General features: G+C 43.7%; 14 protein-coding genes. 5 read left to right on the forward strand and 9 right to left on the reverse strand.

Annotation, left to right across the window (positions count from 1 at the left end; genetic code table 11):
- Positions 1-3: 3 nt before the first annotated feature.
- The 6 genes from cpaB to FNC98_RS12420 form a co-directional block, all read right to left on the reverse strand.
- Complete coding sequence (gene cpaB / locus FNC98_RS12395) at positions 4-876, reverse strand: Flp pilus assembly protein CpaB (protein ID WP_143581533.1); 873 nt, start codon at positions 874-876, stop codon at positions 4-6.
- A gap of 51 nt (positions 877-927) precedes the next feature.
- Complete coding sequence (locus tag FNC98_RS12400; protein WP_409574583.1) at positions 928-2,463, reverse strand: AAA family ATPase; 1,536 nt, start codon at positions 2,461-2,463, stop codon at positions 928-930.
- A gap of 3 nt (positions 2,464-2,466) precedes the next feature.
- Entirely contained in the window at positions 2,467-3,033 is a 567-nt protein-coding gene (locus tag FNC98_RS12405) for a prepilin peptidase (protein ID WP_143581535.1), read from the reverse strand.
- A gap of 33 nt (positions 3,034-3,066) precedes the next feature.
- Positions 3,067-3,264: a Flp family type IVb pilin gene (locus tag FNC98_RS12410; protein WP_143581536.1), complete on the reverse strand. Its 198-nt coding sequence runs from the start codon at positions 3,262-3,264 to the stop codon at positions 3,067-3,069.
- 104 nt (positions 3,265-3,368) lie between these two features.
- Positions 3,369-5,060 carry a L,D-transpeptidase family protein gene (locus FNC98_RS12415; RefSeq protein ID WP_143581537.1) on the reverse strand — a complete coding sequence of 564 codons (1,692 nt, stop codon included), beginning with the start codon at positions 5,058-5,060 and terminating at the stop codon, positions 3,369-3,371.
- Positions 5,005-5,913, reverse strand: coding sequence for a helix-turn-helix domain-containing protein (locus tag FNC98_RS12420; RefSeq protein WP_143581538.1), 909 nt, complete (start codon positions 5,911-5,913; stop codon positions 5,005-5,007). The genes FNC98_RS12415 and FNC98_RS12420 overlap by 56 nt, the downstream gene beginning before the upstream one ends.
- A 219-nt stretch (positions 5,914-6,132) precedes the next feature.
- On the opposite strand from FNC98_RS12420, the gene FNC98_RS12425 reads away from it, so the two are divergent.
- The 3 genes from FNC98_RS12425 to FNC98_RS12435 are packed head-to-tail and all read left to right on the forward strand — an operon-like array spanning position 6,133 to position 10,396.
- Positions 6,133-6,495, forward strand: coding sequence for a hypothetical protein (locus FNC98_RS12425; protein ID WP_143581539.1), 363 nt, complete (start codon positions 6,133-6,135; stop codon positions 6,493-6,495).
- Positions 6,488-8,497 (forward strand): sulfatase-like hydrolase/transferase, encoded by a 2,010-nt coding sequence (locus FNC98_RS12430; RefSeq protein ID WP_143581540.1) that lies wholly within the window; start codon positions 6,488-6,490, stop codon positions 8,495-8,497. The genes FNC98_RS12425 and FNC98_RS12430 overlap by 8 nt, the downstream gene beginning before the upstream one ends.
- 3 nt (positions 8,498-8,500) lie before the next feature.
- On the forward strand, positions 8,501-10,396 hold the full coding sequence (locus FNC98_RS12435; RefSeq protein ID WP_143581541.1) for a sulfatase-like hydrolase/transferase: 1,896 nt from the start codon (positions 8,501-8,503) through the stop codon (positions 10,394-10,396).
- Here the strand turns inward: FNC98_RS12435 and FNC98_RS12440 are convergent.
- Positions 10,389-11,783, reverse strand: coding sequence for a class I SAM-dependent methyltransferase (locus FNC98_RS12440; RefSeq protein WP_143581542.1), 1,395 nt, complete (start codon positions 11,781-11,783; stop codon positions 10,389-10,391). The genes FNC98_RS12435 and FNC98_RS12440 overlap by 8 nt on opposite strands.
- A 110-nt stretch (positions 11,784-11,893) precedes the next feature.
- On the opposite strand from FNC98_RS12440, the gene FNC98_RS12445 reads away from it, so the two are divergent.
- Positions 11,894-12,139 carry a hypothetical protein gene (locus FNC98_RS12445; RefSeq protein ID WP_143581543.1) on the forward strand — a complete coding sequence of 82 codons (246 nt, stop codon included), beginning with the start codon at positions 11,894-11,896 and terminating at the stop codon, positions 12,137-12,139.
- Here the strand turns inward: FNC98_RS12445 and FNC98_RS12450 are convergent.
- Together FNC98_RS12450 and FNC98_RS12455 are read right to left on the reverse strand one after the other, a co-directional pair.
- Positions 12,136-12,657, reverse strand: a complete 522-nt coding sequence (locus FNC98_RS12450; RefSeq protein ID WP_143581544.1) for a GNAT family N-acetyltransferase — start codon at positions 12,655-12,657, stop codon at positions 12,136-12,138. The two genes, FNC98_RS12445 and FNC98_RS12450, sit on opposite strands and share 4 nt — an antisense overlap.
- A 784-nt stretch (positions 12,658-13,441) precedes the next feature.
- Positions 13,442-13,888, reverse strand: coding sequence for a hypothetical protein (locus FNC98_RS12455; protein WP_260680354.1), 447 nt, complete (start codon positions 13,886-13,888; stop codon positions 13,442-13,444).
- 198 nt (positions 13,889-14,086) lie between these two features.
- On the opposite strand from FNC98_RS12455, the gene FNC98_RS12460 reads away from it, so the two are divergent.
- On the forward strand, positions 14,087-15,445 hold the full coding sequence (locus FNC98_RS12460; protein WP_143581546.1) for an alpha-amylase family glycosyl hydrolase: 1,359 nt from the start codon (positions 14,087-14,089) through the stop codon (positions 15,443-15,445).
- Positions 15,446-15,554: the final 109 nt, after the last annotated feature.

Here is a 15,554-nt window from a genome sequence, read left to right on the forward strand (position 1 = left end):
CTCTTATTTGTTAACCTGAATGGTTTGTTGTTTAACGCCGCGAATGACTTCCACTTTATTATTAACATAACTGGTTGGTGCCGCAGATTTCGATGTTGCCGGGCTAGTGTTGGTTCTGGCCAACGCTACCTGCTCGGTTCCCGCAGCAGCTTGCTCGTTATTTGAACTTGAATGAGCAACGGATTGCTTACCAGTAGCATCACTTTGTTCCGCAAGGATGATAGAATCCGACTCGTCATTAGGGTTTCTTAACGCCAGCTGAATCGAGCCGCGTTTCTTAGAGTTTAATAAGGTCTCTGCCTGTTCCAAACCCAATTCAAGGGTTACCGCACGGACCACCTGAGGTTTGTTTTCATCATTAGATGCCCGTTGGTCAATCGCCAGTATTTTAACGTTGGACAACACCACCTGAGTGGTAGGACGGCCACCCTGGCCAAACGTGTTTAATACATCGACTTTGTTACCTGGTAATAAAAATCCGGCAACACCGACAACGTCGTTAACCCGTAAGGTAATAGCACGTTTATTTTTACCAATTAAGCTAGCCAAACTACTGCCTTCACCTTTTTTAACAAGGCGTTGCTCGCGCACAATATCGCCCGCGTAAAGCGTTTGCTTTACCAACATGTCCTTTATCTGTTTTTTGTCGGTAAGAGCGCCTTTGGGCACCATATTTTTAGGAATCACCCTCATTGACAGGTATTTATCTTCCAACATAGTCCCTGTTGGCAGTTCGACATTAACGGTCACCACTGCAACTTGATTCTCACCAACATCTTTAGGTTGATTTTCTTCCAGCCAGTTACGAGCTACAAAAACAGCACCAACGCCAAATATGACGGAGAGAAGGATAAACAACACACTATTCCGGTTCATACTACCTCCAGAATCGAATTTCGAAGCCAGGCTTCTAACCAATAAAGCGAGTTAAGCAACAAAGTAGCTTTGCCAGGCAAAGTCGATGAGTTCCCTATTCACTGAATTTGGTAAATTTTTAAATAACACCTGATCCCTGACAATTGATAAAATGTCGCGAGGGTAACAGGCAAGGTAAGGTTTATTATTTGGTTGGTGTAACATGTTAATCAGGTAATCGAACTGTTGGTTATCACAATTCAATTCAAATCGTTCACATTCGCGAAACCAGATTTGCTGATACAATTCTTTGGATAGCGGCTGAAACTGAATCTTATAGCCGAGTCGTCTTAAAAACGCATCATCGATCAGTTCCTGAGGCGTTAGGTTGGTGGAGAACAGTAAAAGTAACTCAAAGGGTACTTCGAAATGTTGACCATTCTGCAATGCCAAAAAATCACGGCGTTCTTCAAGTGGCAAAATCCAACGGTTAAATAACTCTTTTGGGGTAACCCGCTGGCGACCTAAATCGTCGAGAAATAATATGCCATTGTTGGCTTTTAATTGAATCGGCGGAAGAAAACAGCGAGACGCGTTATCAAACTGCACTTCCAACATCGACAGCGTCAACTCACCGCCGGTAACCAATAACGGTCGCTCACAAGCTAGCCAACGACGATCATAGCCATCCGCAATCCGTAACGCACTGACGACATTAGACGCCTGGTGCTGATCCTTAACATGATGTAGTTCAGGGTCAAAGACCTGAATGATTTCGTTATTAATTTCAATCGCATAGGGGATCAGTACAGTTTCACCAAACAATCGATTCAGGTGCCGACAAAAATAACTTTTACCAGTACCCGCACCGCCATATATCAATATCGGTTTGGTGGAATTCAATGCCGGGCCAACGCTGTTAATAACCTCATCAGGGAAAACCAAATCGCCAAAACCTTCACGCATCTCAGCTTCAGTCAGCACCTGAGTTCGATTCGACTGGATTTTACTGACCTTTTGATAAAGCTCTAGCGGTATTGGTGCCGGACCTAAGTAACCACGTTTTAAAAACGCTTTTTCCGCTTCCAGGGTACCGATATTGCTTAGTGAATAACGAAACTGACCATTGTCGTTGGACGATGGATTCTCAACCCAGGCCTTTTGCTTGGCCTCATCCAACAAGGCTTTAACAATGCTTCCTGAAAGGCAGAGATCTTTAGAGAGTTGTTGCAGGTCGCTAACACCAGAACGATATATGTGCTTGATCAACAACTCTAACAATAAATTAATATGCAGCCCGGTTTCTTCAATACTTCCGGGTTTTGGCGCGTAGGATGCAAACCCATGGTTGTTGTCCTCTTCGGGCAAAGACGCTTGTGATTCAACCACTCGTGCCTGCGCTAAATTTTCATGTGCCTCATCCAGAACCACAGGCTCAGTGGTGATATCTGGTTCATCAATCTCGGTATCATCAGCCTCCTTGGGCAATTGCGATGATTCAACCGACAATTGAACAGCACTTTCTGCTGGTGAAGCGGTAAGTGCTTCCTCTTGCGTCTCAGATTCTGGTTGCGAGTCGTTTTGTCGTGAAAAGCCAAATAACCCCATCACCTATGCCCCCCACGAATATCGTAACGAAGAAATGAGCCACTGGACGTTGTCATTGTGCCATGCCGCAAAAGCCCATCCGAAAGCAAGGGCCGGTGCATACGGTATCTGCATTTTCAGTAAACCGGGTGTGTCTGGTTTTATGTAAACCCGATACCACAAACATTTTGCGTAATGGCCGACAAGTTCTATGCAGCGACGAAAACCGAATCTATACAGGGCGATGCCAATCGAGCTAATGGCCCCAAAAACAAGACCATACAATAAAGACCAGACCAGCATTGCGGGGGTCAGAAATGCGCCAATAGCAATCATTAGTTTCACATCGCCGGCGCCAAGCAGCCGAAACATGTAAAGAGGAAACAAAATGATAAATGCCAGTCCAGCGCCTAATAGCGCCGAACCAACACCGTTAAGGCCCATAAATCCAAACTGTACCGCAATGCCGGTAATCAGGCCGAGCAGACACAGGCTATTAGGAATGCGTTGATATCTGAGATCAAAATACAGAGCAATGCTAAAGATAATAGCGATAGCGATTAACTCGGTGAGAAGAAACTTATCAATCATTTCACACTCCTAAACCTGATGCTGCACTCTCATTTACGAGGCACAGTTTGTGCTGCCGCCATTAACTGCGCTGGTCAAGCAATTGATAGTACCGCTTACCGCGTCGCCTAAATTAGTGAAAGCAACCACTAACGTACCAGCTACCAGGGCACCAGCAATCGCATACTCGACCGTCGTCAAACCGCTTTCATCATCGATAAAATCGGTAAATAGGGTGTTTAGATTTCTCATGTGAAATAACTCCAACTTGTTAATCTTGCAGGGCAAATACAACTCAGCCTCTGCCCTGCATGAAGTACAGCAACATTTTGGTGTATTACTGGACGGTATCAAGATTAGAGGTTATTCAAGGAAAGGGTTATCACTGGATTGCTAATTATGGTCTTAAATTGCGCGATGAGGTTTGCCTTATTATCCCAACCATAAATATCACGGTTAAAGTTAATCACCCCCTGTTCATCAATCCAGGCGGTGTGATAGGTAATGTAGACAGGTACAGGCTCCTCTAAAAACAACATTTGTGTGTGTTTTTCTTGAAGCGCACTTTGCATGGTTTGTTTATGTTTGTTCTGTTCCGGCAATTGTTTGAGCAGCTCGTTGGCAAGAAATCTTGGTTCCTCTAAGCGAATGCAACCGTGACTCAGCGCCCGATAAGGTTTACTAAAGTGCCATTTCGCTGGCGTATCATGAAGAAAAATGGCGTAGCCATTTGGCATGTTAAATCGATAACGGCCGAGGGGATTTGAGCGCCCGGCAGATTGCACCAAGCGAAAATTATCGGGCAGATTAAGCAAGTCATAATCGGGGGAATCGATTTGACGAATCTCTTTGTTGCGCCAATAGCCGCGCACCAATTGAAAGTCTTTGCGTTGCAAATAACGAAAATCACGCTGATATTCTTCAAGTAAATCATCTTTGATAATTTTCGGCGTTGGGGTCCAGGTTGGGTTTACCGTCAGGCGGTTCACCGCGCTGGTTATCACTGGGGTGGGATTTTCTTTGTTACCGACTATAACCCGCATGGTTTTCTGGGTTCTGCCATTATTTAAAAGCCGTAATTGATAACTGGGTATGTTAACCAGAATCTCGTTACCACGAAAACTTCGCGGTAGCTGCAACCAACGCATCAGATTGATCTGAAGTTGTGTAACCCGCTGTTGCGGAGCAATTGCCAAAGCCATATGGCTATTCGGTCCCAGCTTGCCATCGGCCTTCAGGCCATGACGTAACTGAAACCGTTTTAACGCCTCAATGGCAACTGAATCAAAAACATCTTGCCTGGTTGGGGTTTGATACTTAACGTCGAGATCCTGATATTTTTCCAGAATAAACCTAAGTTTTCTGACCTCTGGGTGTGCCTGGCCCAGTTCTGGGGTAAATGAATGGTCCAACGTTGGCCAGGAAAGAGCAGCAAGTTTGCGAAATTCCTGCAATTGCCCTCGTAGTCGCCAAAACTGCGATTGTCTGGGTAGCATTCGATAGAGAAGTTCCTGCTCCTGCTGCTTGTTAAAAGCTGATATCAAGGTGCTGGTTGGAAGCTCATGACCATTGCCCGAGTTATTGTTTACCTGGGTAGACTGCAACAGAAAATACGTACCTTGGGTGAGCAGAATATCCCGCTGATAGGTGTCAGAGGCGTTTTGCCAGGACTTTTCCTGAAGCCACCCCAAATCATCGAGCAATCGATACAAGTACTTTCCTGACGAACTCAGCCCCTGAGACTCAAACCATAAGGCACTACGGCCAGTTTTTTGCAGGATTAGTTGATAATGAGAACGGGAGATGATGCCACTATCATGAAGATAAAATGAACTGCCTGCAGGTAATGCAATATCATTTAGTTGTAATATGGTGGGCGACGAAAATGAGGGACTATAGCCCGAGTGAATACCAGACAGTGGCGCACCCGCAATAGCCGATAATGACAGCAACAATGCGCTTGCCAGGTAAAGGTGAATAGCCAGCTTAAACCTAGCGGCTAGTTTTAGATACGCCTTGGTTCCCTGAGTTTTTATCATGTTTTGCATCGCTGATTCGTCCAGTCCCTGTATTATCCAATTCGTTAAACAAACTGCTGCGCACTCTAAGATATTGTAGATACATTTTGCTATTTCGCATGGTTCGATTGTTTTCTGAGTACGCCATTGGACTTAACCCGAAGTGCTCTTTAAACACCCGACAAAAGTGCGATGGGTTAGAAAACCCTAATTCAAAAGCCACCGAGGTACTGCTCATGGGTTGTGACGATAGTATTCGTTCGGCCTCTTCTAACTTCCTGCAAATTAAATAATGGCTAAAGGTGATACCGCTCACGTCTTTAAACAAATGGCTCAACCGCGATTGGCTTAAATGGATAGAGTGACAAAAATCCTGCAGTGAACTGCCGCGAGAAAAGTTTTTTTCAATTTCTTCCAGCAACTCTGCGATGGCGCCATACCTAGCCGCCGGTGATTGCTGCAAATTAGCTAGAGGTACCAGGTTCGGTTGCTTGGCCTTGCGAACGCAAACATCGCCGATAACTTCCAGTTCTCGCAAAAACACCTGCATATCCTGCTCTGTCAACGGAAATAAAAACATTTCCCGGACGTTGCAATGTAAGCCGTGTTGCAACAGCGGAATGGACAAGGAATTACTAAACACGAAAATCGGAATGCTGGAATAACGTTCAGACAAGTACTGGATATTGTGAAGGTGATCACTTGTGGTATGGCTCATCAAATAGGCAAAGCTAGACACCGAGCCATTGAATTCTTCGAGCCGCTGCATCGTATCTATCAGGTTAACCTGAAAGTACTCGCTCATTTTGCTCTGAAAAACTTCTGCTAAAGCATTATCAAAAGCAACCAGAGTAATCCCCCCGGTTTGATCGCCTGTTAGCATAACCACAACCTATTACGTTACTACCGATTCAGAGAAACTCTGAAAAACGCTTAACAAAAACTAGGTAGTGAGGCACGGTATGTCAAATATGGACTTCTTAAATTTTTTCACCTCAGCTACCTAATTGTAAACAAAACCATCTGCATCATCAGGATTTAGACAATAGCCATTAACCCTCTATACTTGTCTAGCTGATGAATGTTGTTATCAGGTAGTTGTATGGTTGAGCGGTTAAAAACAGCGGTACTTTCCACGGCAGGACTTAGCGCCATTTTGTTGGGGTTGGTTTTGGTTCTGGGCTATTACTTTGCTTCTGCACTGTCGGTCAGAAATGAGTTGAAAGACCAGGAATTACCAATGAATATATCTGCCAACCGGTATCTGCAGGTTGGTGACTGGCCTGAGTCCGATCCTGGTAATTCTCTGATCCGAAACTTTCAGAATTTCATTGTTGAGGCAGATGATGAAGAGACGCCAGCCGACAATCCCCCCGCTTCCAAGGTGAAAAACCTCGCTCAGCAACAGGCAGGTAACAATCTCAAAGTTCTGAAATCCGATAATCAGGACACCAACAATGAATAAGGTCAGCCTCAAACGTACCTATTTTCGTTCCGTCGCGATACTGATCCTGTCGATGGTATTGGTGTTTGACTTTCGCAGCGCTCTGCAACCCATTCCTAGCTTGTCATTATTAAATATACTTGCCCACGAAAGAGCTGCCGAATACCTGACCATTGGCGCCATTTTTGATCTCGTTTACTTTGTTGTGGTGGTGTTGGCTTTGCATTTTGTCTGGGCTTATTTGATTACAATCAGTTGCGCCCCATGGTTTGAAAAGCTAAGAAATGACAACCAAAGAACCATATTTTGGTTAATTATCGTGGTGTTACACTTGTTCTTGGTGCTAGCTCTGAATTCCTACTTGTACCCGACTTCACTGCTGAGTATCTTCAGGAACACTGGGTTTGCGTCCCTGTGGTTTATCTTGCCTCTGACGCTAGCGCTGACAAGCCTATTTTATTTCGGTTTAATCAAGCGACAACGAAACATTCAAATCCTTGTCTATAGTGTTGCCTTCTTGTTTTTACTGACTCCTCCAGTTTTTTTCGACAACCCGGATAAGGACAAAGAACAACCCGATGTTATCCTCATCGGTCTCGATGGATTGCGTCCCGACCATTTGCAGTATTCTCGCCAGCACCTTGCAGACAAAATGCCGACTCTAAACCGGTTTTTAAAGGATACGGTAATTTACGACAGAAGCTACACCACACTTCCCCGAACATTTGTCGCCTGGCACAGTTTATTGAAAAGCCAATATCCGCATCAGCATGGCGGTCGATTTAACATCCCTCACCCGACTTTGGTTGATAAAAACATCGCGCCATTAAACTTATTAAAACAACACGGATACCACACTATCTATGCGCTGGACGAACGGCGTTTCAATCATATCGATACTGACTACGGTTTCGATACTGTAGTAGGCCCGGCAATTGGTATCGGCGATCAATTGATCACCGGCGTATCGGATATTCCCATCATCAATATTCTCACTAACCTGTCTTTTGGTCGTTATTTTTTTCCATTTCTGTATCTCAACAGAGCGCAGGGAAAAACCTACGACCCGATCATGTTTAATGAGGAAGTGATTAACACACTGTCACCCGACAAACCAAACTTTTTGGCATTGCACCTTTGTATGTTGCACTGGCCATATACGTCGAAAGACTTTATCGAGGTAAAAAACGACCTTTGGAACAACAACTATCCCTATTTTATGTATGCATCCTTGTTACAACGCCTTGATAGCCAATTTGAGCAGCTGATAACCGAGCTCGAACGTCAAGGCTACCTTGATAATGCTCTGGTTTATCTATTTTCCGACCATGGCGACGGCTTTCGCCTAGATAAAGATGCCTTAAAACCCGCGAAGTTGCCGCCTCCTATGGAGTTAAGGGTCAGTTCCTGGGGGCATGGAACCAATATACTTGATCAGACCCAGTCGGAAATTTTACTCGCCTACAACGCCTTTAAAAATGGCGAGCCAGTTCACCCTGGTGTCACCCTAAATGGTCTATTTTCGATTACCGACATTATGCCCAGTATACTAAATACTCTGGATATGAGCTCACCCGCTGCATCGGAATCGATGCAAGGACATGTATTGCCAATGACGCAGTCTGAAGTAAGCGAAAATAGGGCTATATTCGTCGACTCCTCGTTGCCCAGCAAAGCCGTAGATACCAGCCAGGTCAATGAAACCAGCATAATTTATCGTTCGATGGAGCACTATGAAGTCACAGACGAAGGACATTTAGTTATGTCACCCAAGGCTTATAAGGAGTTTTCGCAACAGAAACAGCGTAGTGTTTATATCGATAACTGGCAATTGGCATATATTCCAACCATAAAGGATATGGTCATCGTTAATATCGAGAAGAAGCAATGGCATTTATACTCGCAATTTCCGGACGAACTTCTCAAACAGAGACTAATGAGCATGTTGTGCCATCATTACCAATCTTTAGACATCCATTTTTGTGAACCCCCTCAGCATCAAACAAATCTAACGAGCCAATAATATATGAGCAATGTAAATCCTCTCAAGTCAAACAAGAGCGGAACCGTGAGCGGCCTGCTCGTCATAGTGATATGCACCTTTGTTTTTTTATTTTTAGAATGGATTTTTTTCTTAACTAAACCTTCTTTTCTCAGCTACATCGACAATTTTCAAAAAGTCGCGATTCTCCTCAATAGTTTTTTAATTCTAACAATCATAAACGTTTTACTTTATCTGCTTATCCAACTGCTAATGAAAACCGCAGGATTGCTTTTAAAACTGCCTGAGCTGCTGAATCGTGTCGCAATTCGACTGATTCCTTTGCTACTGTGCTCAGTCTCTGTTTTATTGATTATTGATAACAATACTTACACCCTGTTTAGCTTTGCCTCATACACGGTGCAAGATAGTTTACATCGGCTTTTGTATCTAGGTTTGATAATCATACTATGCGGCTATTTCTATCTGAAAACCGGCAATATGATGGATTATTTGAATGCTAATCTTAAGGTTAGAAAATCGCTTTTGTTCAGCCTGATTCCAATATTTATCCTGTCCCTGATTACATTTACTCAAAACTTTACGTCAAACGCTTCAACCTCGTTACCGGTTCCAGTTTCACAACACAGGGGCGAACGCCCGAATATCATTATTTTCAGTGCCGATGGCGTAAATGCAAAGCAGATGTCTCTATACGGCTACAATAAAGAAACGACGCCTTTTTTTGATAGTATTCGCGATGAACTGGCAATTTATGACAATCATTTTACAAATTCCGCGAAAACCACAGGGTCTGTGGGAGCTTTGTTGACGGGTAAATTACCGACTCAAACTAAAGTAATTTTCCGCCCCGACGCTTTTAAAGGGTTAGATAGATATCAACACATGCCTGCTATTTTAAGTAAACTGGGTTACTACAATATCGATATCAGCGTTCGTCATTACATCGACGCTGAAGATCTAAACCTATATAATTCCTTCGATTTTGCTAACGAAAGACCAATCTTTTCTAGACATGGACTCAGTCTTTGGATGTATCGACATCAGGAAGAAACATCTAAGTTTATCGACAGCATCTGGGAACGGTTAATTTATCGTGCACTCCACTTGAGCTTTTTAAACGATTGGAAAAATCCTTTTGTGTTAGTAACCCAGACAGAGGGGCTCGAGGAGCATTTGTCTGATATTCCACGCATGCAAGCGCTGATTAACAGTATCAAAAACGCACCTCAACCTTACTTTATACATGTTCATCTTCTCGGTCCCCACGGAAGCCGATTTTTTTACGAAAAGCCGATATTTACAGCTTCAAACAAGCAGCCACATGAATGGATGGAAGAGCATTATAATAACGCGATTTATCAATGGGATAGTTATGCCAAAGCGGTTTATCAACAACTTTCTAGACTCGACCAATTGGAGAGCACAATGTTGATTTTTAATAGTGATCATGGCTGGCAACATACAATCAATAACGACCTTCCCCTAATGATTCGCTATCCCCGAGGTAGTCATGCAGGCTCCGAATCGCTACCTTCACAACGAATTGATATCGCACCGACGATTCTTGACTATCTCAATATTGATAAGCCAACTTGGATGACAGGGCAAAGCTTGCTCGCTGAGGGACGTGAACATGTTCCCATTTATATGGTCGGTTCTAGTATCACTCGAAAAATAAATAATTATAACTGGAAGGTTTCAGCCTCTTTGGAACCACCCTATTTTTCCCTGGGAACCCTGTCAGTTTTTTATTGCGGAAAGATACTAACGCTCAACCTGATGAGTCAATCTCCAGAACACCAAATATTTGAACAGCTTCATCAACCAGACTATCAATGTCCAGAACAAGATCTAAGTCGTTCAGATATTGAATTAATGTTGAGGGAGCATCTGCGTCGATATTACCCGCCTAGTTAGAAGCTGGCTTTTCAAACAAGTACATAACGCGTTGGGAGTTATCCAGAGGGACTCGCGATCGCAGGCTAAAATAGTCAGTGAAATGCTTTTCAAACGATTCACTACTGTAATCTGTGAAAATGTCCTCTCTTGTCGACAACATCCGCTTTACCTGAGAATCCTGCTTACCAACAAATTCAATAACCAGGTATTGATCACATATTTGAAATAGACTTTCGGCGACTTTCGCCATTGGCACATTATTACCAATGACGAGGTGATGAATGATTGCCAGCATCACCACAGTATCGAAATTAGCCCGCTGAAAAAAAGAACTTCGCTCATCATTACCCCAGCCTATGGCTGGACTGGGATTGGTCAAATCAAGCAACAACGGCAGAATATTGTTGCCTGTCTCCTTCGCATCGCGATACAGATATTCAATCGCCTGAAAATCAATATCAAAAGCTACCACGTGACGCGCTTTGTCGCTGATAATTTTCGTATAGTATCCAGAATTGGAGCCTATATCCGCTGCCAGCCCCAACGTTGCTGTCATCTGTTCACAAAAACCTTTTAATATGTCGCCTTTTTGCTGTGCTTGACCATCATCATAGTCATTGTTGTGATAATAATTCCCCCACTCAGTTTGTCGTTGCCCAAGTTCAAGCGTTTCCACATAGTTTTTGAGATTTTCAATCAAGGCGATTAATTTTTGTCGCGACATGGACTGCACTTTTGCTAGAGGTTTGGCGCGGACATCGGCATAACGCGACTGACTATTAGCGTGCAGATGAATATGCATCAATGCCGACAAACTCAGCCAGGTTCGCCGTGGTAATAATTTACTGGCTAAGTCCAGGGGGATACCGTCGATATAATTATTTGCTAGCGACATTAAACGAAAATCTGTGTGCTTGATTAATAGTAAGGGTGCCAGAAAGTGCTGACAAAATTGCCGGTATGCCGGCCAGTGCCCCTCGGAATACGCGGCAAAGGATAAGGTATCGATAAAGAACGGTGCGCAATCAACAAATTGGACGTTATAAGCACTGGCATCTTTGAGGCTAAAGCCGTGCTGTAAAGACAGCAACTGAATGTTTAAGGTCAATAACGCTGCGGCTTTTAATTGTGAGAAACACCATTCGTATGGGTAGCTGACATAGGGGATTAACTGTGGTTTTATCACCACACTTTCATCAGCGGAGGCAAAGTCTGACGTTACATCCTGGTGTGGAATCAGCCAGTTACGATTCGTCAATTCTTTATATAATTTCGAATCCACGAACCCTTGATAGTCGCTTAAACCGGAAGGATTTATCTGCCGGTATAATACATCGTTTCTAATAAAGATAAATCCAGCAGGATCGCGAAAGGATGCCGGATGAGGCGAAAATGGTTTATTCATAAATTACCGGATCAATCAAATCAATCCATAAAATATAATCGAACATCGAGATTTTGCAGATTTTCAAATTACTTCTATAGTTTTAGCGTTGTCATTGATGAGTAGTAGACATGAAACTTTCCATTATCACATCCAGTATCAGCCTGATTCTATTATCCTTTCCATCGTATGCTTATCTCGACCCTGGGACAGGTAGTATTATTATTCAGGGAATTATCGCATCCATAGCGCTTGGCCTGGCGACCATGAAAATGTGGTGGCACCGATTTACTGGCTTTTTTAGAAAATCAGAATCGGAAGACGACAATGAACTCGTGAATTCAAAACAAGATTCAAACGACTCAACAAAAAGTTAGTCAAGGTTAGTCTTAAAAAGCGCAACTTCCTCGCCGCCGGGATATGGCATGTTGCGCTCAAATACAAAACCCAAATTGCTAAGAAGACGCTGTGAGGCCTGGTTGTCTATTGATGTAAATGCCAGCACATGCTGTACGTCCAGATAATGACATTCAATCTCAAGTATTGCTGAGGCCGCCTCAAATCCATATCCATTGCCAGTATCATTTTCCAGAAAGGCAAAGCCTAAGTCCGGGGCATCGAGAAAATCTCTCTGTAGCAGCCCACAAACCCCTATAGGGCGCTCTTTTATTCCGTCTTCATTTTTTAACGACACTAGATGCAATGCAAAACCATTATCAAGTAAGCTTTGCATCGGCCCCGTACGAATATACTCTCTTGCCTGCTCCAGAGTGCGAACGTTTTTATCCCCGATGTATTTTAAAAAGCCAGGGTCATTTAACAATTGTAAAATGAATTCGGCTTCATTTTCGGTGATGGGACGTATTATTAATCGCTCAGTGACAATGGGATACACGGGTAATGACGGTTATTGATGATAGTTGTTACTAAGATGTGGCAAATACGCGGAAAAGTAAATACGCAATCAGAGATTGTTTCGGGTACGCGACAAACAACGTCGCTTCGGGTACGGAATATGAATATTCCTGCTGGTACGCGACAGACAGCGTCGCTTCGGGTACGTGAAACGAAAAACATGTTTCACTGCGGGTTAAAGCGGCTTTTTACTCGAAGGGCGTTGTCCGCCCGTACCCTGAGTAAAAATCTCATTTTTACGTACCCGAAGCCAAAGTTATGCTTTGGCGCTCCTTCATTGTTTCGGGTACGTGAAACGAAAAACATGTTTCACTGCGGGTTAGAACGGTTTTTACTCGAAGGGCGTTATCCGCCCGTACCCTGAGTAAAAATCTCATTTTTACGTACCCGAAGCCAAAGTTATGCTTTGGCGCTCCTTCATTGTTTTGGGTACGCGACAGACAGCGTCGCTTCGGGTACGTGAAACGAAAAACATGTTTCACTGCGGGTTAGAGCGGTTTTTACTCGAAGGGCGATATCCGCCCGTACCCGGAGTAAAAATCTCATTTTTACGTACCCGAAGCCAAAGTTATGCTTTGGCGCTCCTTCATTGTTTCGGGTACGTGAAACGAAAAACGTGTTTCACTGCGGGTTAGAGCGGCTTTTACTCAAAGGGCACTACCCGCCCGTACTCTGAGTAAAAATTTCATTTTTACGTACTCGAAACCGAAAACTTGTTTTCGGTGTACCCGAAGCCAAAATTCTGTTTTGGCGTCCCCTATTTATTACAATGGTTTTAAAAATGGGTAAGCATTCTTGATATCTTTTTCATACTGCTCGCAAAACTCACCATTCGGGCCTTTCGCTTTTAGCTCACCATAATTTTGGTTCGCTTCATCGCGAACGTTTTCCCAGCTTATCCCCTCAATACTTTCATAGCCTTCTGAGAATGCTTTGAGTTTGGATAACTCTTTAAATTTATCTTTATCAACCGGTTTGTCGCACTGTTTAGTCAGATAAATCATCTTACCGGCGGCTTCTGCCAACAGCATTTCGATTTCCTGCCGTTCCTGGGCATTAGGGGCTTCATTGGCAAACACTAACGGACTGCTCAGGGCCACTATTACCAATCCACAAATCTTCGTTGAAATATTACCTGTCATTGCTCCTCCCAGGTTCGCAAGGTTGCCATTATTGGCGATAGATAAACTTAAGTTATAGCAGAAAATCATTGTTTTTCTTGCGGTTTCAATAGTGTCAGACAAGTAACAACGCGAATTGAATATTATTCACTTGTCAGGCTTTTAGCACTGGCTTTCAATAGGTAAATGAATCATCAACGTGGTTTTGCAGGAAACTTGTAAAAATCGCCAATGCTAACCAAAGTTAGAAACAGCAAATCTTCTTTTTAATCTCATAATGAGGCAGTAATGAAGGCCGCACCTTTTAACCATGTACCACTTCCGCCATACAGCCAAATAGAGCACCCAAGCTGGAGTTTGAATGCCAGCATTTATGAGGTAAATATTCGCCAATACACCCCAGAAGGGTCTTTTCGCGCCTTTGCCAGGCATCTGCCAAGACTAAAAGCACTCGGGGTAACGATACTCTGGTTAATGCCAATTCATCCTATCGGCATACAACATCGCAAAGGGAGTTTAGGCAGCCCTTATGCCATTAGCGATCACCGCGCAATTAATAATGAGCTTGGCAGCGAGGAAGATTTTCGCGCTCTGATTAATGAGATTCATCGCCTTGGCATGTATGTGATTATCGACTGGGTTGCCAATCACAGTGCCTGGGATAACCCGCTCGCTCGCTCACACCCCCATTGGTATAAGAAAAATCCCCAGGGACAGTTTCGTTCTACCACCTGGTTTGACTGGGATGACATTATTGAGTTTGATTTCCAGCAACAGGGATTGCGTGATTACATGCTGAACGCAATGCAATATTATCTGGATGAGTTTCATATTGATGGTTTTCGCTGCGATGTCGCAGGTTTTGTGCCTATTGAGTTCTGGGAGCAGGCAAGGGCTAGCCTAGATCCTGACCAACAATTGTTCTGGTTAGCCGAATGGGAAGAGCGGGATCTTCACAAACGTGCTTTTAATATGTCTTATGCCTGGGCACTCAATGATTTGCTTGAGGACATAGCCAATGGTAAACGCAATGCTGAAAACCTGTGTGGTTATATCGCAAAACATAACAATGCCTTTCCGATTAATGCGATACGGATGAATTTTCTCGACAATCATGACAAAAACGCCTGGGACGGTAGCGTCCAACAACGATTTGGCATCGCCGAAGAAGCATTAATGGCGCTAACCATGGTTATGGACGGCATGCCACTGATTTACTCTGGGCAAGAAGTCGCAACGGAGCAATCGCTGGCGTTTTTTGAACGGGACCCGATTCAATGGCCAGAGCAAATCGTGACGCATCCAAGGCATGTCTGGTTACAGCGAATGCTAACGCTAAAATCCAACCACCCTGCCCTGCAAAATGGTTGTGCCGGGAGTTTGATGCAGGAAATCCCTCATGATCAACGAAACCATATCATTGCGTTTTCTCGCCAGAGCCAACACCAAAACCACAATCATTGCCTGGTGTTTATTGCTAATCTAAGTGAAGAAAAACGCATTATCGAGCTAGATCATCGCGCCATCCAGTTCGCCGAACTAGAGTGTTATACCAGTTCATCTTCAAGCAAAGATACGGACTTTAAAAAAGTTGAGCTGGAAGCTTGGGGATATCGGGTTTTGGTATCAAAAAATTTGGAGCAATAACCACCAAAATCCAATTGCGATAAAGTCACATGTTTTCCCGTTGTAATTTTTCGTGATTGATTGTTCTCATGGTGTGAATCCGCTAACATAGCCTGCCATAAATGGGACA

Source organism: Thalassotalea sp. PS06, assembly GCF_007197775.1.
Taxonomy (GTDB): domain Bacteria; phylum Pseudomonadota; class Gammaproteobacteria; order Enterobacterales; family Alteromonadaceae; genus Thalassotalea_A.